The organism is Paenibacillus hebaui, from assembly GCF_051934385.1.
In the GTDB taxonomy this organism is placed as follows: Bacteria; Bacillota; Bacilli; order Paenibacillales; family Paenibacillaceae; genus Paenibacillus.
Genome location: NZ_CP196836.1, coordinates 6,427,132 through 6,451,095, shown reverse-complemented (window position 1 = coordinate 6,451,095; position 23,964 = coordinate 6,427,132). Strand labels below are relative to the sequence as shown.

Sequence of the window (23,964 nt, the reverse complement as noted above, 5' to 3'; positions counted from 1 at the left end):
TCTCCATGTATACAATAGTCATCTAGCCATGTACTACAATGTAAACGTTAGTTTGTATAGAGTTAACCCTTCTTTTCATGAAGTGTGAGGCATTGGAAGACGATCTAATGCCCTCGCTTCAGAGAAGAAGGTTTTTTATGATGTTGTGTATTATGAGGCGTGCCTTCACTCTGTTCTGACAACAGTGAAAGTGTTTACATATGTGATGGGACAAGCATTTCAAGAATATACAGCCAAACTGGATTTTTTTCATTTTTCTGGATGATAGGGCTTGCATTACAAGCGGTGTACAGATAACATAGAGGAAGATATTAGGGCATGTGTATGCTGTTCAACTATGGTGAGGAGGTCTGTCTATTTATGCTACTTGCAGAAGCTGCCACGGCGAGTACTTCGAATTTTAATGCATTTGATATTTTTGTGCTCTTATTTACGATCCTGATTTTCATCGGAGTGGTTCGCCTGATTCGTGCGCCGAAGAAAAATTTGTTTGCCATTGGATTTGCAGTGGTCAGTCTGCTCGTATTTTTGCTGACGGACTACGCGATGATTACCGGTTGGTTTGGTTCGTAGAGATCGCGCTGACGCGATCCGACAACAACAGGAAGAAGAACAGACAAACACTTTCCAGAGGAATTGCGGAGGGTGTTTTTTTTGTGTTTTGTACGTCATTGGGAAAATACGATATTCTCTATTAAAAATAGGTCCGGAAGCAATTGTACAGGAAGAATTTGTATGCTACATTTGGGGATACCGATATGGCAGATGATAGACAGCATAGATTCAGAGAGGGCTCGTATGGTCTGGTTGCGTAACGGAGGATATATAGAGAGGGTTGAGTGAGAACATGAGAGTGTTAGGAAAAAAGAGTGTAGCCTTGCTGATGGCTGCGGTACTCTCAATCAGTGTTGCAGCACCGGCTGGAGCAGCTAAGTCTGCAACGGGGATGCAGGCCAAAGTGATAGATGGACAAGTGTATGTCAGTTCGACTGATTTGCTCAAAGTGCTCGGAGGCAGTGGGCAATATGATGCCAAATCCGGAACATACAAGTATAAAGGGAATGAAGCAGTACCGAGAGTCATCGAAAAAGTATCTCCTTCTGTTGTGGGTATCATCGGCAAATCCACCGAGGTACAGGATGGGACCACACCAGACCGATATAACCTTGCTCACGGTACTGGCGTAATCATTCGCTCCAACGGCTGGATTGTGACGAATGCCCATGTGGTTGACGGGTTAACTAGTCCTGTCGTCGTTACGACCGATGGCAATACATACAAAATAACTGAAACCTACAGTGATCCGTTAAGTGATCTTGCTTTAATCAAAATTAATGCCAAATCGCTCAAACCGGCGACCTTCGCCAAAGCATCACAAACGTCGGTTGGAGAGACCGTCATCGCTATTGGCACACCGATCTCTTTTTCTTTGCGCAACTCGGCAACCGTGGGAGTGATCAGCGGGCTGAACCGTGGCGTTGAGGAAACCTATCGGTTGATTCAGACCGATACGGCCATTAATCCAGGCAACAGCGGGGGGCCGCTGGTCAACCTGAAAGGCGAAGTTGTTGGAATTAACTCAATGAAATTCTCCGCAGTAGGTATAGAGAGTTTGGGATTTTCGATACCGGTAGATACCGTTGAATATATCGTTAATCAGTTTTTTAAATATGGAAAAATAAAGCGTGCCAGTCTCGGTCTGCAATTGGAAGAGAGCTGGTCTGCTATTGTTGGTCTGCCTACGGATGATCCATTGACGATCACGGGCGTACTTTCAGCGGAAGCGAAGAAAGCCAAAATCAAAGAGGGCGATGTGTTATACAGTGTGGCGGGCTCACGTGTATCTTCTGTGGTAGATATCAATGAGTTGCTCAAGAAGTATTTGCCGGGCCAAAAGGTGAAGCTGCAAATGCAATCGGATGGCGACATCGTCACCCGTACTTTGGTACTTGCTGATCGTGCAGATATTCTGGACGAGGACGATGAGCAATTCCCAGCAGGTGAAGACCAATAAAGCTCGGCGAGTGACCCGGATTCAGAGAGGATGAATGAACGGAATGAAGAAATCATTTTTACGTGTGCTGTGCACAGGTGTTATAACCGGGTTGCTGACTATTGGAGCGGCAATACCTGTATGGGCATCCAACGATACCACAAGTGAACTCCGGATCAAGGCAGGCAGCACAAGCGCCTATATCAACGGGGATAAGCAGGCTATTGCCAAACCCTACAAGGTGAATGGGGTTACGATGGTGCCTGTAGGTGTGTTCAAGAAAGCATTTGGCAGTGAAATCCGGCTGGAAAAGAATGATGTAGTCAAAATTAAGGAAGGTCCGCATACGGTCACGTTAACCATTGGCAGCTCGATCGCCTGGGTGGATGGTGTGAAAAAAGAGATGGGCACTGCACCCAAAATGGTGAATGGCGTACTCATGGTCCCACTTCGTCCAATTGCTGCCGGTATTGGTGCCACTCTTGCCCCAAGCAGTTCCGGGGAAATGGTCATTCGTTTATTGCAAACCGATGATTCGGCGGATGACGATGAGGGTGGCATCAATCTGGATGCAGGCAAAACGCGAATTGGTAACAGCTATTACGGCTGGTCCATTAGCTATCCAGCAGAAATGAGAATTTTGCAGACTGGGGACCAGGAACGCATGATGTCTTTTGGCTCCGAGGACAGCAGTTATTATCTTGAAGTGTATGTCAGCGACCAGGATGTTTCACTCGACTCGGATGACATGCTTCAACAATTGGTTCAGGAAGCGAAACAGACGGGAGAGACGGTGCTGGACCGGGAAGCGGTCACGAAAGGCAAAACACCGTATGCACGGATTGTCGTTAAAGATGCAGACGGCATGTTATGGGAGATGCGCCAGTACATTAACGAGGGTCGTCAATACGATGTATACCTGGCAGATTACGAAGCCCTGAACTATAAAGATCTGGGCAAACGTGCGGCGCTGCTCAATTCATTCCAGCCTACCTATGTACAGTCGGATCGTACAATCAAGGATCTTTCCACGGTAGATGATGGCATGCGCTCTGCATGGAATGAAGATTACGGTATCGATTTGAAGGTGCCTGCCGGCTGGTCCATGGACAACACTCAAATGGTATACAAAGGCAAGGATGGTGCGTATCTGCAACTGCGTGTTACATCTGCCAAGGCAGGTGCAACGGTAAAAGAATGGAGCGGCCAACTGGACAAGTGGATGCGCGAGACATTTACTCCGGAAAGTTACGAGCCGATTGGTTCGTCCACGATGGAGATATCCGGCGAGACTGCTGAAGTGAATGAATTCCGTTATAACTTTGGCAGTGGTTGGCAGACGGAGTTCGATGTTCTTTTGCAGAAGAATGGCTATCGGTATTATGCTGAATATACGTTCCCGGAGGACCAGACGGAAGAACGGGAATGGTTTGAGCGGATAATGAAGAGTGTTGAGATTGATTTCGATACCGTCGCCGATAATTTCGGGCAGCTGGATGAGGACCCGTATTTGACGGACAAGACCAAAACATTGACACGTACGTCCAAGCGTTACCACTACAGTGTGGACATTCCGCGCTACTGGACGCCGTACAGTGATCGGTTTGAATATTCACCTGTCGTGTATACGTTCACCGGTGGGGAATTCTCCATTGCGGCGAGCGAGGACAAGTCGATTGAAATGACCGTTAGCCAGCTGAGAGAGGCCTATGCGGAAGCAACCAAAACCCGTAAAAATTTCAAATTACTCAGTAGCGAAGAAGTGACATTTGCCGGTGTACCCGCATTTTCATTCAGCTACCATGAAGTGGATAATGGTGTTCCATACAGTGGCCGTCAGATTGTGTTTGAACAGGGTGGAACGACGTATACGATTACAAGTGGTTTAAATGATGCGAACAAGACAGCAGTTCAGGCGGCAGCGCTGGAAAAAGCGGTGAACTCATTTACTTTTGTTAAATGATGCAAAATGCTGAAATGAAAGAGATTTATGTTGCCGGAGGGTCCGAAGACCTTCCGGTTTATTTATTTTTTATATAAAATGAATTGAACATTTACACTGCAATCGGAGTGTCTAGTGTAATGCTTAATGGAAATGAAAATGATAAACGGTTTTTTCAGGAAAGCGTAGAAGAGTCAGTACAGACGTGGTACAATATATTAGTTCAGGAGTTATGACTGCTGATCTGATGAATATAGATGGCTGTAGGCTTGGGAATTGGGCAATACAGACATAATGTATAGATATAGCAATACAGTGACAATGCAGGTGTACCAGATCAAGGTACAGGCTTAAGCTTGGCGTGTTCAGGTGTTTAAGGATATAGGGTTAAGGATATAGGGATGAAACCCGGCGATAGCCGGTTATGGGGAGGATTTACATGAAAACAGCAACAATACGAAGAGAAGACGTCGAGCTTCTGGCACCTGCAGGTGATTGGGATTGTATGCGTTCGGCGGTAGCCAATGGCGCAGATGCGATTTTCTTCGGAGTCGAAAAGTTTAATGCACGGGCACGCGCGAACAATTTCCGTATGGACGAGCTGCCAGAGATTATGGCGTTTTTGCACAGTTATGGCGTAAAAGGTTTTTTGACCTTTAATATATTGATTTTTGAAAATGAATTGACGGATGCCAAAGAACTGATTGACGCTTGTGTCGATGCAGGGGTGGACGCCGTAATTGTACAGGATTTGGGCTTGGTCAAAATGATTCGCGAGATCTCACCGGATTTCCCGATTCACGGTTCAACACAAATGACGATTACGTCGCCGGAAGCAGTCGAGTTTACGAAGCCATTTGATATGGAACGTGTCGTACTTGGACGGGAGAATAACCTGAAACAGATTCAAAAGATTGGAGAACAGGCAAAACTTCCAATGGAAGTATTCGTTCACGGGGCGTTGTGTGTGTCGTATTCGGGACAATGCCTGACTTCTGAAATGTGGGGCGGGCGTTCCGCCAACCGTGGGGAGTGTGCACAGGCTTGCCGTCTACCGTACGATCTGATGGTGGATGGAGTGCATAAACCGATGGGTGATGTGGCATATCTGTTGTCTCCGAAGGATCTGGCTGCGATTGACTTGATGCCGGAACTGATCGAAGCAGGGGTAACTTCCTTCAAAATTGAAGGACGCCTCAAAACGCCGGAGTACGTGGCAAACGTGGTTAGCAAATACCGTAAAGCGATCGACCGTTATTTTGATGGAGATAACACACCGCCGAGCAAGGAAGAAGTTCGTGAATTGCAGCAGAGCTTCTCTCGTGGATTCACGCACGGTTTCCTGAGTGGTACAAACAACAAAGAACTGGTTGATGGCACATTCCCGAAAAGCCGCGGTGTCTACCTTGGCCGTGTGGACCAAGTCCTGCGTGATGGTGTGGTCTTAAAGCTGGATGCACCAGTCAAACGTGGGGACGGAATCGTATTTGACGCCGGAGACCCGACTCAGAAGGAAGAGGGCGGACGTGTATACGATGTACGTCGCAAAGGTGTGAAACTTGAAGCGGAAGCCGAAGAAGGCTGGATCGTTGATGTCGTGCCAGGCCGTAGTGACGTAGATCTGCGCCGGGTGAAGGTTGGCGACAAAGTGTGGAAAACGAATGACCCGGCACTGGACAAACGTCTGCGTCAAAGCTTCGAGACCGAGAAGCCATACCGTGTGTTCCCGGTAAAAGTTAAAGTCATCGGTAGCCCGGGGCAGCCGCTTAGCACTTGGTGGACAGACGTGCAGAAAGGCACGACCGTCCGTATCGATTCCGAGATGGAACTGGACATTGCCCAGAAGCGTCCAATGACGCATGAATTGCTCGAAGAGCAGTTCGGACGTCTGGGCGGCACGGTGTTCCAGCTGGAAGGAATGGACGTCAACCTGCACGGTGACGTCATCATCCCGATGCGCGAGCTGAATAACATTCGCCGTCAGGCGGTGGAACAGCTCGCGGGCGAGCGCCCTAAACCGCCCGTCTACGTGAAACGGGCGGTGGAAGTCTACGGCGATGCGGTTAAACCGGCATCGCCAGTGGCTCGCGGTCAAGCAGAGCTGACCGCGCTCTGCCGCAGCCTGCCACAAGTGGAGGCAGCGCTGGAAGCGGGAGTCGGTATGATCTACGCCGACTTCGAGTTCATCAAGCAGTTCCCGGCAGCGGTGGAAGCTGTACATGCAGCAGGTCGCAAAATTGCGCTGGCTACACCGCGCATTCATATGCCTGGCGAGAACGGATATCACAACAACATTCTGCGTCTAAAGCCGGATGCGGTACTGGTACGTAATACAGGCGCATTGTACTTCTATCTGCGCCACCGGATGGAGAACCCGGATGCGAAGCACCCGGAACTGATCGGTGACTTCTCATTGAACATCGCCAATCACAAAGCGGTAGAATTGTTCCTGGAAGCAGGCTGTGACTGGATTACGCCGTCTTATGACTTGAACATTCAGCAAATGGTAGATTTGCTCGGTCACTCCCGTACAAGTCAGACCGAAGTAGTCATTCATCAGCATTTGCCGATGTTCCACACCGAGCACTGTGTGTACTGTACGTTTATGAGTGAAGGAACAGACTTTACAAACTGTGGTCGTCCTTGTGAAGAACAGCGTGCCTCGCTGCAAGACCGGATTGGCATGTCCCACCCGGTACGTGTGGACGAAGGTTGCCGCAATACGGTTTATAATGCAGTGGAACAGTCAGGTGCCGAGTACTTGACCAACTTTATGGATCTGGGTGTATCTCGTTACCGTGTGGAATTCCTGGAGGAAACACCGGAGCAGGTACGTGAAGTCATTGATCTGTACAACCGTGCACTGCGCGGTGAGATCAGTGGTACACAGGTATGGAAAACATTGAAAGCAACCAATCAGCTTGGCGTGACGCGTGGTCAACTGGTGAAATAAGAGAACGGAAATGCTGTACCAGCTACGACAACAAGGATGATAGCAAGGTACAGGTATCCTGCAAGTGATAAGCAACAATAACAAGCAACAAGATACAGGCTGCAAGAATCAAGTAACCCCAAACTCTGCTTTACGGAGCTCTTGGGGTTTTTTCTATAAAAAAGACGTTGGGATTAGATGAGCTACCGCTATCCGTCAGCGCGAACAAGGAGGCGAAAAACTCGTGGCGCCATTCACTATTATGGATATCAAGTTGCTGTGCGGGGTCACGGCATTCAAACGAGGGGAAGCGTACAACCAGTCCGGCAGGGTGACCAATTTGGTTGTCAGTGAGGATGAACGTCATTTTGAAGCGTTGGTTAGAAGTACTGAACGTCATAAAGTGATCATTAATCTGGATGATGCAGGAGAGATTGAGGCGGGATGCAGCTGTCCAGGTGACGGCCGATATTATGATTATTGCAAACATGTGGCTGCCGTCCTGTTGGCGATCCATGAATGGGGAGAAGAACGTAACCGGAATGTTGGTACGGGCTCCAATTTGAGAGTGGGCACATTGGTGGAAGAAAGTGTGTGGGAGCGGCCGAATTTCAGTTTAGATCACAGGCTATCTGCAACTGAACCTGAGCCTTCTGATTCCAAGCCTCAACTATCCAATTCGGATGGGGACCATCCCTTAACTCATTTTGCTCAGGCAGGCCGTCCAAGTTCAGCCCCTGGATGGGGGCGTACGGCAGACAAGCCTTCGTACCGCACAGCGGATCAGATTTTATCTCTGTTTGCCCGAGAACGGAATACATTACATGGTTCTGAACGTAAATATACCGCCCCTGTAACACGCTCCTCTCTGCGAGAAGAATTGCAGGTTCAGTTTATATGCAAGCTTGTACAGGTTCACAAGGGTGGAGCGAAGCTTGCTCTCGAATTGAAGGTTGGAAATAAACGCCTCTATGTCGTACAGAAAGTAAAGCAATTTCTGAACTGCATTGAGAAGGGCGAGCCGATGTCATTTACGAAGTTATTCTTCTATGATCCTTCGATGCATTATTTTAGTCCCCAGGATCAAGCGATCCTGTCCATGCTTATTCGAATGAGGCAGAGTGAGGAAGCATATCGGGAATCCATTTCCGGGTATTTGGGAGCTTCAGATGGCAGGGACATATTAATTGCTCCTCTGGTATGGAAACCGTTGCTAGAGTTGTTGCTTCAGGCGGACAGCCGGATGGAGGGTACAGGGCTCGCCAATGGACCGCTCACGATGGGTGAGGGCGCACTTCCTTTATTTTATCGTATTGCTCAGGGGGCTAATGAGGGGTACCAGCTTGAAATCTCCGGATTGCGTGAGCTGATTCTTCTTCCTGCCTATGATGTTGCCGTGGTGGAAGGGCAGTTGCATATGTTAGAACCCATGCAGATGCGAAGTCTGGAAGATCTGAGCAAGGCACTCACTTCATATGGAATTAAGGAAAGCATCGATATTTCAGCCCAGCAAGTGGATGAATTTGTACAGCATGTCGTACCGGAGCTGCGCACGCTGGGACATTTGTCCATTGATTCGCAGGTACGTGAACAGATTGCAGAGCCTGAACTTTCACCTAAGCTGTACATTGACTTTTACCGTGAACGCATTACAGCACGTCTGGAGTTTGACTATGGAGTGATGGTCATTAATCCGCTGGCCGAATATTTGATCGATGAGGAAGAGAAAAAGGTAATTCTGGTGCGTGACCGACATAAGGAGCGGAATCTGATTGAACGGTTGGACCGATCTTTCCTTGAACGGGATGGCAGTGTCTGGGCGAGCGAACGTGAAGATGCCATATATGATGTGATGTACCATCTGCTGCCTGAGCTTGAGAAACAGGTGGACATCTACATTCCGAATGCCGTAAAAGCCATGGTGCAATCCTATCCAACACCTCCGAAAGTTCGGGCTGATCTTGGCAAAGGGCTGGACTGGCTGGAGATCTCATTTGAGATGGAAGGTGTAGACGAGCTGGAACTTCAGGAGTTAATGCGCAGCATTGTGGAAAAGAAACTGTATTTCCGCCTGCGCAGCGGTGTCTTTGTTTCGCTTGAAAATGAAGGGGCGGACAGTTTTGCACACATGGCGGATTCGCTTGGACTTGCAGCGGGGGATATCAAGGGTAGCCACATTCGGCTTCCGGCGGTTCGCGCTTTGCAGCTTCCGGGTCGGGATGAGGTTTCGGGACATGTGAAGTGGGGAGGTTCCCTGAAACGTTTCCTCGATGACCTCCGTGATCCCGAACGGATGGAATTTGCGATGCCAGATGCACTCGCTCCTGTGCTCCGGGATTATCAGACCAGCGGATACCAATGGCTGCGTACCCTCGCATTTTACCGTTTTGGCGGTATTCTGGCCGATGATATGGGGCTTGGCAAAACGTTGCAAAGTATCGCTTATATCTCGGCAGAACTGAAAGAAAAGCCCAAACTACATGGCGATCATGAAAATGCTGAGATCGATCCTGTAACCGAGCTACCATCGAATGAGGCGTCTTTAGAGGGGGCTGGAGGCCTGTTATCCGCGTCGGGTACATTACGGGATGGATTAGCGGTCCGAAGCCATGCTGCTCATCCTCCGGTACTCGTCGTTGCACCAGCTTCCTTAACGTATAACTGGGCCAATGAATTTGCCCATTTCGCTCCGCATTTACGAGTGCTAATTGCGGCAGGTCACAAAGACGAGCGAGCCAGTGTGCTCGCAGGAATGGATGAGGCGGATGTCATTGTGACGTCCTATCCTTTGTTGCGACGGGATCTGGACACGTATCTGGATAGAACGTTCCATACGCTTATTTTGGATGAAGCCCAGGCGATTAAGAATGCCTCTTCTCAGACGGCTCAGGCCGTCAAACAGATTCAGGCTCCGCGGCGGTTTGCACTCACGGGAACACCTGTGGAGAACTCACTGGATGAGCTGTGGTCTATCTTTGAAGCAGTATTTCCTGGTTTGTTTCCGAGTTATAGAAGATTTCGCGATCTTCCCCCGGAACGGATCTCTCGCATGGTCCGTCCCTTTATTCTCCGCCGTTTGAAGAAGGATGTACTGCAAGAACTGCCTGATCGTATTGAGACAGTCCAGCGGTCCGAGCTTACAGATGAACAGAAGAAACTGTATGCTGCCTATCTTTCTCAGCTTCAGGATGAAGCTTCCAAGGATATGGAAGAGAACGGCTTTCAAAAGAACCGAATCAAAATTTTGGCTGGTATCACGCGTTTGCGACAGTTGTGTTGTCATCCCGCTCTTTTTGTCGAAGGCTATCAGGGCGATTCAGGGAAAATGGAGCAGCTGCTAGAAACCGTCGAGGATTGTCTGGCCGCTGGCAAACGTATTCTCATCTTCTCTCAGTTTGCGAGCATGCTGAACCTGATCCGACAAACGTTGGCTGCCCAGGGAAGGAACCTGTTCTATCTTGATGGTCAGACACCTACAGAGAGTCGTGTGGAAATGTGCCGCAGATTCAACGAGGGCGAAGCCGAGCTGTTCCTCATTTCTCTGAAGGCTGGTGGTACAGGGCTGAACCTGACTGGGGCAGACACCGTTATTTTATATGATTTGTGGTGGAATCCCGCCGTGGAGGAACAAGCTATCGGACGCGCTCATCGCATGGGGCAGAAACAAGTGGTGCAAGTGATTCGTTTGGTTACCGAAGGTACCATCGAGGAGAAGATTCTGGAGCTGCAGCAGCGCAAGAAAGATCTGATTGCCGAAGTGATCGAACCGGGAGATGGAGGATCGACTACCTTATCCGAGCAGGATATTCGGGAGCTATTGATGGTATAAATGGATTTGTTTGTAGGGTGGTGCAACGTAACGGTGTGCATCACTCTATTCTTTTTAATGGGATATAGTATAGGAGAAGAGAAGTAGTGACTTAAATAAGATATTGGGAATATAATACTAGAAAAGGTGATAGTTCATTACATTAGGTGCTTATTGATAATTCCTGTATTTTTACTATATACAGAGGGGATTAAACGCTCATTTTCGTATGCATATCATCTGCGATTCAATATAAAGGGGGTCCTAGATTTGAAAATTCGTAAAGCCATCATTCCCGCAGCCGGGCTCGGGACAAGATTTCTGCCTGCAACTAAAGCGATGCCCAAGGAAATGTTACCCATCGTGGATAAACCAACGATCCAGTACATTATTGAAGAAGCTGTTGCCTCGGGTATTGAAGATATTATCATTGTGACTGGTAAGGGGAAACGTGCAATTGAGGACCATTTTGACTATTCATTCGAGCTGGAGCAGAATCTAGCAGACAAACAGAAGTGGGATCTATTAAGTGAAGTTCGCAAATCCTCAGAGATGGCAGATATCCATTATATCCGTCAAAAGGAACCCAAGGGCCTGGGCCATGCCATCTGGTGTGCTCGCAAATTTATCGGTAATGAACCCTTTGCTGTGCTTCTTGGAGATGATATCGTAGAGGCTGAAACGCCTTGCCTTCAACAGATGATTGAAGTGTTTGACGAATACCAATCTCCTATCGTAGGTGTACAGCCAGTTGAGTGGAAAGAAGTATCCCGTTACGGCATTGTAGACGGTGAGCAAATTTTAAAAAGTAATGACCGAATATTCCGTTCCAAACGGTTGGTGGAGAAGCCGAAGTCTGAAGACGCTCCTTCAAATTTAGCCATCATGGGTCGTTATATTCTTACGCCGGATATCTTTGAGATTCTAGGTCAACAATCCGTCGGCGTCGGCGGAGAAATCCAGCTTACCGATGCCTTGTCCCGTTTGAATGACCAACGCCAGATTCTGGCTTATCATTTTGATGGCCTGCGCCATGATGTTGGGGAGAAGCTCGGTTTTATTGAAACAACGATTCATTATGCGCTTCAGCACCCGGATCTGCGGGAGGACCTGTTGTCGTATTTAAAGAAGATTGTAGCATCGAATTAGCATGCGATGTATAAATAGATAGACAAAAAAAGGTTTGCCTCTGCGCATATGAGGGCAAACCTTTTTGCTGTGAAATTTATACTTGGATAGTAACACTAGTGCATGTTGTTAATTAAAAATTTAGTTCAGCGATTTGTTTGATTTCCTTCGCTTCGTTAGGTGCAACAGCAATCAACTTATCATATATAGCTTGATCTTGTTGTCCTTGCTTCACGAGCGCAGCAAGATACCACCTTGCAATTTCGCGGTTGGTTGCATCGGTTAAATCTTCTGCTATTCCTGCCTTAAGAGCGGTAGCAGCACCGACGGAATCGTTTACCATATATTTCATTTTCCCTGCATTCAGAATCATTGTTGGAGTGAGCTCGAAAGGCTGTCCTTGAAGCTGTCCTTCAGGAAGAGTCTTTAGATGTTCTACTCCATCTACAACGTGCTGATAAGCATTCAGACCTGAAGTGAAATAAGATTCCTTCTTAGCGGTATCGCCTTGCCCAATTGCTTGGTACCCAAGATCGAACGAACGACTGATCAGTGTCTCATACCAAGCCATATCCCAGACGTAATTGGCGGCATATTCTTTTTGAAGTGCATACGCTTGGTCAAACTCACCCTTCAATTCGTCTAGACTTATGAGTTGCTTAACCATACCTTTGTTGAATGGCTCTGCTTCAAGACCACGCTGGAGCAACTGTGCAGAGGCCGTATAGAACTGATCATCTTTTGTTTGCTCATAGCCTTGCTGATACAGGGAAGCCAGCATCAGCAAGGAGTCTGAATGTGTATTGCGAATCGAAAGATCTTTCTCCATTGGAGCTTTTATCATCTGAAAGTCTTGGCTAGTTTGAGCGACCTCTTTTGCCTCATAGGCATATTGATTCGCTTGCAGGAAACGAATAGACATAATGAGCAGAACGATTACAGCTACTCCCGCAATTGAACTGTAGATACCGCGTGCGGTGGAGTCACTCATCTTCAATCGACGAATCGGCTTGGGGTCCATGGCAGCAGCCATACCGCCGAGTCCAAGGAATACCAAGATTCCAATAAACACATAACTCATATTGAAATCAAGGAGACTCAATACCAGAATAGACATCGATAGAATGAAGTACACAAAATGCGATTCGCGTTCTTCCTCACTCCGTTTTAAATAAGCACGCACATATTGATAGAATACAAAGAGAATAAATGCCATAAATACGATAAAGCCTATGATCCCGACTTCAACCAGATATTGCATGAAGAAGTTGTGAGCCTGGGCGCTAATATAAGGATTGTTCTGGTATTTTTCATACAAAGCAGTCCAGGCGCCACCACCTGCACCTATGACTGGATAGTCTGCAAATAGTTTCGTAGCATCTTTATAAAATGTAATCCGTTCCAGCACACTGTGCTGTTGGAAATTGATATTTTCAAGCCTTGTGCTGATGCTATCCGGTAAAATGTTTCGCACACTCGTTCCGAGCAGAAGCACGGCAACAATGATGGTAAGAACAACAGAACCTAGTGGAATCCACAAGCTTGATCCTTTTCGAGCGGACCAGGATTGAAGCTTGCCCTCAAGGCGAGGTGCAACCCAGCGCTGGATAACCCAACATAACAATGCAACAACAATAGATGCTGCAACCAGAACCATCCAGCCTTTGGCTGCAAGGGAGCCTGAGAATTGCTTTTGCAATTCAAGCCCAGTCGTATTTATGGGGTTCAGAACAATCAGTGTACCTATTGCTGCAACTCCGCTATAGATGAACCATAGAATTTGCTTGGCGGGTTTCAATAGTAATAACAGGATAACAAATACAATGGGTAGCATGACAAGCCCTGTCCGGGAGAGCGTCAGCAGCAGCGACAGAATAATCGGCACAAGCATAAATCCATGCAGTAGCTGTGTGTACACTCTTTTGGAACGAATCATGCTGAAAATGGAAATAAACAGAAATGCCATTAGGAATGCGGCGTATGTATTGGGATACTGAAACACCGATGCAAGCCGTGGACCGTTGGAATCATTCCAAATCGCTTGGTTATAGACTCCATTCACGACACCAGCCGAAAACCACCCAACAAGCTTACCCGCAAAACTGAAGGCTCCCAGCCAGTTTAACAAACCAAATCCAACAATAACATATGCAATTCCTATTAAGGAGGATTGTATGATATGATTGATTTTGTTGTTTTGCAGCAGGTACATAGCCATTACAAAGATCATGGCGTAAATGCACTGGATAAGGATCATGTTGACTGACAAATATTCAGATGCTGCACTGATGAGTGACAGGACATAGGTAAGTGGCAGCAATATCACCGCGATCTTAAGCCAATCTTGCTGAGTTTCTAACTTAATCTGTTTGAAGTAGATAGCAACCCACATCACGAACAGGAGGGTTGTAATGGCAACCGCCCAATAAATGGGTTCTTCAAATTGAAGCGTTTGTCCGTTAAATAACGCAACTTGGAAAGCGGACCAGAGTAGAAATAAGATGAGTCCTATGGTTAGGGTCCATAATAGTGGCGAGGTCGAGCTAGTAATGTCTTTGCTCGACGTCTTCTTTTGTTTCCCGTATACTGGATTCGACAAGGTTTGAGTCTCCTTTGTTTGTAGATACGACAATATTTTAGCATGTTTTAATATACTTAGAAAATATATTTCGAATCAAATGGATAATTAGAACATTCGACAGTATATTTCTTCCACGTCCTCATTCTAGACAAATCAAATTAATTTGATTTGTCTAGAATGAGCATTTATTTTTCTGTTCAACAAATTTGGTAGGAATTGTACTAGTACCGTATTCATAAAGGTCATTTTTGTCTTCTGAATTTGATTAATATAATAAAATATTTGCTCATAATGAATAGAATAGAGGCGATGATAATACTCCGATATAACGTGTAGTATCTGTGTAGGCAATATTTGGAACTAACTAATGTGTTCCCAGTATTATATATATCAAATTTTTATTTAAGGTCGTGACACACTCTTATGAATTTAACTCAAAATATTTCAAAGAATTTAAAGTTGCTTTGGGGTCTTTCCAAAAGAGATATAAAATCCAGATACCTTGGCTCATTTATGGGAGTACTTTGGGCTTTTATACATCCTATGGTATCTATACTTGTTTATTGGGTGGTATTTCAGGTTGGTTTTAAAAATGTACCTATTGGAGATACCCCATTTATTTTGTGGTTGTTAACGGGGATGGTGCCCTGGCTATTCTTTTCAGAAAGCTTATCAACTGCAACCAATAGTATTATCGAAAACAATTATCTGGTAAAGAAGATAGTTTTCCGAGTTGGTCTACTACCCATGGTGAAAATTTTGTCTGCTCTTTTTGTACATGTGTTTTTTATCGTTGTTCTTTTTATTATGTTTAAAATATACAACTTTGAATTTACAGTTTACAACATTCAAATCCTTTATTATTTGTTAGCTACGATTTTTCTTTCTTTATCCATTTCTTACATAACTGCCACATTGGTTGTTTTTGTAAAGGATGTCGGTCAAATTGTTGGGGTATTTATTCAACTTTTCTTTTGGCTTACGCCTATCTTCTGGAATTTGAATATTGTTGAGGAGAAGTACCAATTCTTCTTTAAACTAAATCCTGTTTTTTATATCGTTGAAGGTTACCGTGATACTTTTATCAATCACAAATGGTTCTGGGAACACCCCCTAATGACCATCTACTTTTGGGCAATTGTGATTGTCGCAGGTATTATAGGAATCAAAATATTCAAAAAAATGAAATCTCATTTTGCTGATGTATTGTGAGGAGAAGAGTATGACTAAAGATGAAACAATTGCTGTGGAGCTTAATAATGTCAATAAAACATATAAAATATATGATAATCCCAATGAGCGTTTAAAAGAGGCGATGCATCCTTTTAAAAAGAAATATCACTCTGAGTTCAAAGCTATCAGTGATCTTTCATTTACGATCAAAAAGGGACAAGCGATTGGTATTATCGGTAAAAATGGTTCAGGGAAATCCACTCTTTTAAAGATGATTACAGGCGTGATTACGCCCACCAGTGGAAGCATTAAGGTGAATGGGAAAATTGCGGCTTTGCTTGAATTGGGAGCTGGGTTTAATCCGGATTTAACTGGGATGGAGAACATTTTTTTAAATGGTACGCTTATGGGCTATAGTAAAGCCGAAATGGATGAAAAGGTTGATGATATTGCATCCTTTGCGGACATCGGTGACTTTATTAATCAACCTGTAAAAATGTATTCCAGTGGTATGTTTGCCAGATTAGCTTTTGCAGTGGCTATTAATGTTGATCCGGATATACTGATTGTTGATGAAGCCTTGTCTGTTGGGGATATTTATTTTCAGGCAAAATGTATTACTAAAATGAAGGAGCTTTCAAAAAAAAGCACGGTTTTATTTGTTTCTCATTCTATGGATACTATTAAAAGTTTTTGCGATACAGCCTTGCTCATTGATAAAGGGCACATGATCGAAATTGGTCCAGTGAAACGCGTTGCGCAGATTTACGAGAATATTATTAACCAGGAAATTGCAGATATGAAGCGTGTTCAATCCTTGGATATGTTTGTGAACTCTGAAACGAATAAGGAAAAAGCGCTTTTACTGCTAGAGGAGGATCCAGCTTTTGAAAAACGTGCCAATGAGTTCCGCTCTGGAACGGGAGAGGCACGCTTTATCAGAGCAGATTTGTTAGTCAATGGTGAAGTAGTTAATCAGGTTCCCTTTGGCGAAATGGTTACTTTGCGTCTATTGGCACAATATTATAAAGATATTGATTCTGAGGGAACTATTGGCTATATGGTTAGAAACCATACGGGTGTAGATGTATTTGGAATGAATATTTATAATAAAGCAAAATTAGTTCCGAAAATGTCGGCGGGTGGCATTCTTGAAGTTAACTTTAATTTCCGCAATTTATTATCTGAAAGTGGTAAATACACCATATCTATTGGTCTGAAACCGAGACCTTTTGAACCTCTATATTTGGATAGTGTAAGTATAGCAGTAGTATTTGAGGTTCCTAAGCCAGAGAATAATTACGTACCAGGGTTAATATTTGTAGATAACACAATAGATTTGCAAGTTATTAATTAGGGCTGGTGATAAAATGTGTGGGATATTGTTTTCTAATGTAGTCATAAATAAAGAAAAATTCCTTAATTCGTTAAATATAATGAAACACAGGGGGCCTACGTCCCCACTTTGTATATACCAAAATGAAAATTTTATGTTGGGACACAACAGGTTAAGTATTTTAGATTTGGATAAGAGAAGTGATCAGCCTTTTTTCTCTGATGATGGAAGATACGTGATTATATTTAATGGGGAAATCTATAATTATAAAGAATTAGCATCCGCTTATTCAATTCAAATGAAAACAAATTCAGATACTGAACTTTTATTAAAGCTTTACATTCAATATGGTCCCCGAATGTTGAAATGGCTTAATGGAATGTTCAGTTTTATTGTTTTAGACATTCAGAAGAAATCCTTTTTTGTAGCACGAGATCGAATGGGGGTAAAACCGCTTTATTATTACAGATATGGAGAGGAATTTATCTTTAGTTCTGAAATTGCTCCATTGCTTCCATTAATGCATAATGCTTCTGTAGATAAAGATGCTGTAAGACAATATAAAAAGATGAGATGCTTCTTTAATGATCGTACTATTTATAATGAAATAAAAGAGTTTCCACCAGGATATTATTATGAAAACGGGAGACTTACTAAGTATTGGGAAATTGATTATTCAAAGAAAGAACCTCCCTCTGATGAGGAACTTGAGTCTTTAATTCGCTCCGCAGTAGAGTACCGCAAGGTCGCAGATGTTGAAATTGGAAGTTACCTAAGCGGAGGTTTGGACAGCACAATTATTACCGCCCTCGCCAAAGTAAAGCACACATGGACTGTTGGTTTTGAAGATTATAATGAGTTTCAATGGTCTGAAATTGCAGCAACAAGATACAATACTATACATCATCCAATATTGTTTGATTCTGATTGTTTTTTACCATTAGCACGCGAACTTATTACTGCAAAAAAAGAGCCTATTTCTGTACCTAACGAGGTGCTTCTGTATCACATGACTCAACAAGCAGCTACTAAAAATACAGTTATATTGAGTGGAGAAGGTGCGGATGAGCTTTTCCTTGGCTATGACCGTATTTTCAAATGGGCTAGTAACACTAAAAAATTTGATATTCGAGCCTTTAGTGAGCTTTACACCTACGGGTCTGAGGATGACATAGAGATTGTAGAAGATGCCATAGCACCGTTTATGGAGTTAAGATCCCCTCAAAAAATTGTGGCTGCTTTCTTTCAGCAAGCCCACCTGAGAGGATTGCTCAAACGATTGGATAGTGCTTCGATGCTAAACTCGGTAGAAGCCAGATCTCCCTTCTTAGACTATAGACTAATTGAAAGACTAGCAGGTGTTGATTCAAATTACAAAATGAAAGATGGGGTTATTAAAGCTCCACTTAAGAGAATTTATAAAGATCTTATCCCTACAGAGATAGTTAACAGAAAAAAGGTTGGTTTTCCTGTTCAACTTGAAAAAGTAATGTATTCTGAGAAAATTGAAGGGAAGACGACATTCGACAAATGGTTTAACTTCAATTTAACTATGTTAGGAGAAATCTTATGATTATCGGCTATACTTCCGGAGTTTTTGATTTGTTTCATATTGGACATTTGAATTTATTGAGGAACTCAAAATCACTCTGTGACAAGCTCATCGTTGGAGTGACAACAGATGAGTTAGTTTCTTACAAGTACAAAAAAGCAGTAATCCCTTTCGAGGAAAGAATTGAGATTGTCAGGAATATTAGCTTTGTTGATACTGTAATTCCCCAGGACTCAATGCATAAATTTGAGGTTTGGCAAAAATTAAAGTATGACGTAATGTTCGTTGGTGATGATTGGTTTCAAAATGAACGCTGGGTTCAGTATGAGTCACAGTTTGAAGAAGTTGGAGTGAAAATTATATATTTCCCCTATACGAAGAGCACCTCTTCGACTTTACTGAATGAGACATTGCTGAAATTAAGAAAATAAGCACGGAATTTTTGTCTGAAGGGAAGAGGTTTTACAGTGAATATGAACAGATCTATAGCTTTTGTTATTCACAATCTTGTTTTGTATGAAACAATTAAGCCTTTAATTGAGGAGTGTGAAAAAGAGCAGATCGTTTGTGATATATATGTCCCTCAAATTGAAGAAGAAGATTGGGGAGATATGTCTTTAGATACTTACCATTATTTGAAGAACAATGGTATAAAAGTAACTCTAACCAATTCGTTGCCTGACAAGGCTTATAAAATAGCGTTTTATCCTTATCTACCTTATTATTTGGAGGTTAAGTCGGATTATAAGTTTAGATATCAGTATGGAATGGCTAAACCTAACTGGAACTTGGATTCATGGAGTCGGAATTTTGATTTTGTCTTCTGTAATGGGCTGTATGACTCTTCGGTTTTGGCAGCTTACACTCAGACTGACATAGTGGGAATGATTAAATACGCTAACTTCCAAAGGAAAAAGCACAATACCGTAAAGTATAATTTACTTTATTTACCTACGTATGGGAATGAGTCATCTATTGAGCTTGTTATGAATCATATTGAGGAACTCTCAGATACCTTTAATATGAAGGTGAAATTGCATCATGGCACTTCTTTTTTGGAACATGATAGAGTTAGTCTAGTTAAATCTCATGTACCTGATGTGCTTGATCACAAGGCTTCCCTTGTTCATTTAATAGAGGAAGCAGATGTAATATTGTCTGATGGTTCCGGTGCTATATTTGATGCTCTGTTTACGGACACTCCTATTGTAATATTTCAACATCCTCAAACGGAATCATTTGAAGGGATTCTACCTTTAGAGGAACAAATAGTTCAGCAAAACATTGTTCCTTTTGCGAGTGATCACGGCAATATTAAAGAAACTTTACTTAATGCAATTTTAGATGAACAACTAATACAACAAAGAAGGAAATTCACCTTAGAGATGTTTCCGATTAAAGGAAGAGAGACGATAGATAAGTGTATGGACGTAATTAACAGATTTCTAAAAGACGACGTAGACCGTGCTTATAGAGCAGGGCATGCACGCCTGACGAATGAGTTTAATGAATTGCATACTCACAGGCAGGCTCAAAAACAAGAGATAGAGCAAAAGATACAAGAGATAGAACAAAAACAACAACAAATTGTCTTACATGAGGAGCAGGTTAAGACCTTGATTGAAAAGCAAGAACATCAGGAAAAAGTAATAAGTAGTATCTCAGAAGACTTTAAGTTTTTGTCTGAAAAGAAATATGAACTAGACCAGAAATATGAACAACTCATGCAGGACTATAAAGATGAAATGAATCTTATAAAACATCAGTATAAACAACTATTTGGTCAACATAATAATTTGACGATCCAGTTCAACGAACTGGAAAAATATAATGGAAGGTTGTTTACAGAACTTAACAATATTTACAACTCTAAAAGGTGGAAAATGGCGAATAAACTTAAACATATCTTACACAAGTCCAAAATGATTTATGTAGTTAAAGGATATAAAGTATGGAAAAGCTATGGCACCACCATTTTATTGAAAAAGATAAAAGCTAAAGTATCTCTTAAACTAAAAAATTCGAAGGCAGTAGATCAGCCACTAGATTTAAGGAAAGATGCAGAACATGCTAATTCTTTATTAACTTGGTATGAGTATAAATTTTTTAACTATAAATTAGCTAAAGACAATTCATTTTCTTTGGATCTCAATAAGTTCGAGGTTCAATTTGAGAAGGACCTTGTATCTGTTGTTCTCCCTGTTTACAACGGAGAGGATTATGTATCAAAAGCCATTGATAGTATTCTGCAACAATCTTATAAGTATTTTGAGCTTATTATTATTAATGATGGCTCAAAAGACAATACGGCAGACATTCTTGATGAATATGCTAAAGCAGATCATCGTATTAGAGTAATTCACCAGGAGAATCGCAAAATACCAAGAACATTATCCCGAGGTTTTAAACTTGCTAATGGTGAATATCATACTTGGACAAGTGCAGATAATATTCTTCCCGAGAATTTCTTGGAGAAGATGGTTGCAGATCTAAAACGTGATGGAAATATCGGTATGGTATATGCAAATATGAGGTTGATTGATGCAGAAGGTCAAGTAATCTCCAATCATGGCTGGTATGAGGAGCCGAAGTTTAGTGGGAATGTTATGCTGCCGAAGTCCGCTCTGGAGTTAAATGTATATCCTAACAATACGATTGGTGCTGCTTTTATGTATAGAGCTAAAGTAACCAAATTGTTAGGTGAATATTCTAGTTATAAGCATACCCTTGAGGATTATGACTATTGGATGAGAGTGAACTCTCTATTTGAACTCAAGCATGTGACTTTCGATGAGCCTATATACGATTACCGTTGGCATGATAAATCACTGACCGCTTTAGATCAAGAGCTTGGTATCACATCTAACCGGTACAAACTCATGGTGCTTGATGATTTTAGGAGAGATTTTTATCTTACTCCATTAGTATGGATCATCGAAGGGGATACTAATGAAGCTGAGGAATTTAAGAATTATGTTCTAGCTAAAGGCCATACAGTGGTTGGAAGAGCGGAAATAGATACTATTTTTGGTCTTAATCTAGCAACGCCTATTTGCTATTTATATATAAAAACAGGTGAAGTCCATGATTTTGAATGGATTGAGTCTAAAGCTTCATCATCTATATATACACTGCTTATTGATAAATCGGAGCGGCTAATTGACACATTGGTAGTGGATTATCCTTGGGATTTAAAAATAAAGGATAAAATGAATAGTGAGACAGATAACAACTATGAATTTTTTGCGCACGATATGGATGTGCTGTTTTCTCTTATAAATACGAAGGTTAAGAACGATCATCTATACCGAATTGAGGCGGTAATTGAAAGCGAACCTGTTTATAATAAGAAATTATCGGTTATTATTTGCACTTACCAGCGAAGTGAGAAACTATCCAATGCGATTAAATCTGTAATAGAGCAGTCGATGGATCAAGCAGACTATGAGATTGTTGTTGTCAATAACGATTACCTAAATGAGGAGATTCATCATTTGGTTCGTGAATTCAGAACGACCTATAATGTCGACGAATCTTTCTTGCGATACATGGAGGCTCCTTTAAAAGGTCTATCTTTTGCACGAAATGTTGGCTTATTTGGAGTAGAAGGAGAAGTCATACTCTATATTGATGATGATGCTATCGCAAACCCTAGTTTGCTTGAAGAAACCGTTAAAGGATTCTCGGATCGTCCTGATATCGGGGTAATGGGTGGAAGTATCATACTCAATTTACATGATAAACGACCTGAAGTGGTTAAACCAGGAACTGAGGCGTTCTGGAGCCAACTTATTGTGGAAGGCGAAGAAATTATTGACTCTAAATTTCAGTGGGAGTTCCCTTATGGAGCTAACTTTGCTGTTAGGCATACTGCACTAATGCGAATTGGGGGCTTTAGAAATGCTTATGGGCGCAAAGGGAACAATTACGCTGGAGGAGAAGAAATCGTTGTGTCTTTCGCGATGAGGGAAATTGGTTATAAGGTTGGTCTGAATCCTAAGATGAAAGTCATCCATGATGTGGACATCTCTCGATATACTTTAGAGCATGTTAGAAAAACAATGCGGAACAGTATTTTGACCAATTATCAATTGCAAAAAGATCTGTATGCACCGATGGAATCAGATATTGAGGCTGATAAAAATCACCTTGACATTGTAAAAGCTGAACTAAAACATTTAGAGAAGATTCCGACTCGCAATCGTGACATAGAAATTGATATCTTATATAAGCAATACACAATTGAAACGTATGAAGAGCTTATACAAATAAAAGAGAAAGATATGAATTTGCGAAGACAGTTGGTAGGAGCCTATCGATAATGACAAAACAATAAAGGCGCCTCATTTTTAAAAAATAGGGGCGCTTTTATTAGTATGGAGCGATTAAATTGAAAATTTTATATTTCTCTCCGATTTATTGGAGTGATTTAAAACAGCGTCCGCAACACTTGGCTGAAGAGCTTGCTAAGATGCCAGGAGTTCATATCACTTTTGTAGAGCCATCAATCAGCATATTTAATAGTTTGGTAAGGAAAAACTTTAATTTCAAGAGAAAAGAACAAACCATTAACGACTGCCTCCAAATATTTAGGCCTTCTGGGAGTTTGAGATTACCTAGAAGCCTTGAAAGCTTAGACATATTTCATTTGAATCAATGGTTTGAAAAAAGACAGTTGCAAGATTTAGTTTCCAACGCGGATATTATATGGTTGGGGAGCCCTGTCTTTTACCCACTTGTTAAACACCATAATACGAAAAAAATTGTGTATGACCGAATGGACGATTATGTGTTTTTAACCAATAATGCATTGATGAAGAACTTGCTTATGAAGTGGGAACTTCAATTACTTGCCCATGCGGATCTTGTCATTTCTACGAGTAATTATTTGCATAGGAATTCTCAAACATTGAGCAAACAATCTTATCTAGTGAAAAACGCTGTGGACACAGCAATATTAAATATAAATGTAGATAGCTTTGTTGTCAGTGAGTTGATACGGTTAAAGGAAGAGGGTTACTATATTTTTGGGTATGTCGGGGCAATTGATCACTGGTTTGATATGGAAGCAATTAAGGCTATCACAGAATTTGATGAAAAGTTTGTTGTATGTTTAATTGGAAAAAATAACTTGGTTTCTAATTTTGAACAGCATAGTGGGATTAAATATTATGAGCCCGTCCCTAAATCAGAAATTGGTGCGATTATTGATGCTTTTGATGTTTGTTTATACCCCTTTTTAATGAATTCGGACAGAATTGATACTATTAATCCAGTTAAAATTTATGAATATTTGAGTTTGAATAAAGTGATTTTAGCGGTCGAAAGTGAAGAAACGAGACTATTGAAACAGGAAGGGGTCTATTTATATAGTAGTTTGGAACATATCAGGGAACATTTAAGTGTTGTTGATACGTTGCGAGAGCCTTTTAGTGATCAGATAATACTTGAGGATTTTGTAATTAATAATAATTGGGAAGCGCGCACACATGAAATTATGAGGCTATTGATATAAGCAA

General features: G+C 42.5%; 13 protein-coding genes. 12 read left to right on the top strand and 1 reads right to left on the bottom strand.

All coding sequences use genetic code 11. The features are described from left to right. The first annotated feature begins 360 nt into the window (after positions 1–360). The 6 genes from ACR32F_RS29105 (at position 361) to galU (ending at position 11,824) form a co-directional block, all read left to right on the top strand. Positions 361–573: a hypothetical protein gene (locus tag ACR32F_RS29105; protein WP_440113358.1), complete on the top strand. Its 213-nt coding sequence runs from the start codon at positions 361–363 to the stop codon at positions 571–573. A gap of 274 nt (positions 574–847) precedes the next feature. After that, positions 848–2,014, top strand: coding sequence for a S1C family serine protease (locus ACR32F_RS29100; protein WP_440113355.1), 1,167 nt, complete (start codon positions 848–850; stop codon positions 2,012–2,014). Between the two features lie 43 nt (positions 2,015–2,057). Next, complete coding sequence (locus ACR32F_RS29095) at positions 2,058–3,956, top strand: stalk domain-containing protein (RefSeq protein WP_440113352.1); 1,899 nt, start codon at positions 2,058–2,060, stop codon at positions 3,954–3,956. 418 nt (positions 3,957–4,374) lie between these two features. Next, positions 4,375–6,888, top strand: coding sequence for a DUF3656 domain-containing U32 family peptidase (locus ACR32F_RS29090; protein WP_440113349.1), 2,514 nt, complete (start codon positions 4,375–4,377; stop codon positions 6,886–6,888). 223 nt (positions 6,889–7,111) lie between these two features. Further along, a complete protein-coding gene (locus tag ACR32F_RS29085) occupies positions 7,112–10,696 on the top strand; it encodes a DEAD/DEAH box helicase (RefSeq protein ID WP_440113346.1) in 3,585 nt (1,194 codons plus the stop codon). Positions 10,697–10,945: 249 nt separating this feature from the next. Further along, positions 10,946–11,824 (top strand): UTP--glucose-1-phosphate uridylyltransferase GalU, encoded by an 879-nt coding sequence (gene galU / locus ACR32F_RS29080; protein WP_440113343.1) that lies wholly within the window; start codon positions 10,946–10,948, stop codon positions 11,822–11,824. 112 nt (positions 11,825–11,936) lie between these two features. Here galU and ACR32F_RS29075 read toward each other — a convergent pair whose 3' ends face one another. Further along, positions 11,937–14,402, bottom strand: a complete 2,466-nt coding sequence (locus ACR32F_RS29075; protein ID WP_440113341.1) for an O-antigen ligase family protein — start codon at positions 14,400–14,402, stop codon at positions 11,937–11,939. A 405-nt stretch (positions 14,403–14,807) separates the two neighbouring features. On the opposite strand from ACR32F_RS29075, the gene ACR32F_RS29070 reads away from it, so the two are divergent. From ACR32F_RS29070 to ACR32F_RS29045, 6 genes are all read left to right on the top strand, one after another. After that, positions 14,808–15,596, top strand: coding sequence for an ABC transporter permease (locus tag ACR32F_RS29070; protein ID WP_440113338.1), 789 nt, complete (start codon positions 14,808–14,810; stop codon positions 15,594–15,596). 10 nt (positions 15,597–15,606) lie between these two features. Beyond that, a complete protein-coding gene (locus ACR32F_RS29065) occupies positions 15,607–16,914 on the top strand; it encodes an ABC transporter ATP-binding protein (protein WP_440113335.1) in 1,308 nt (435 codons plus the stop codon). A gap of 13 nt (positions 16,915–16,927) precedes the next feature. Continuing rightward, complete coding sequence (gene asnB, locus ACR32F_RS29060) at positions 16,928–18,466, top strand: asparagine synthase (glutamine-hydrolyzing) (protein WP_440113332.1); 1,539 nt, start codon at positions 16,928–16,930, stop codon at positions 18,464–18,466. Then, positions 18,463–18,876 carry an adenylyltransferase/cytidyltransferase family protein gene (locus ACR32F_RS29055; protein WP_440113329.1) on the top strand — a complete coding sequence of 138 codons (414 nt, stop codon included), beginning with the start codon at positions 18,463–18,465 and terminating at the stop codon, positions 18,874–18,876. The genes asnB and ACR32F_RS29055 overlap by 4 nt, the downstream gene beginning before the upstream one ends. Positions 18,877–18,918: 42 nt before the next feature. Continuing rightward, positions 18,919–22,767, top strand: a complete 3,849-nt coding sequence (locus ACR32F_RS29050; RefSeq protein ID WP_440120049.1) for a glycosyltransferase — start codon at positions 18,919–18,921, stop codon at positions 22,765–22,767. Positions 22,768–22,835: 68 nt separating this feature from the next. Next, on the top strand, positions 22,836–23,960 hold the full coding sequence (locus ACR32F_RS29045; protein ID WP_440113326.1) for a hypothetical protein: 1,125 nt from the start codon (positions 22,836–22,838) through the stop codon (positions 23,958–23,960). The last annotated feature ends 4 nt before the right edge of the window (positions 23,961–23,964 follow it).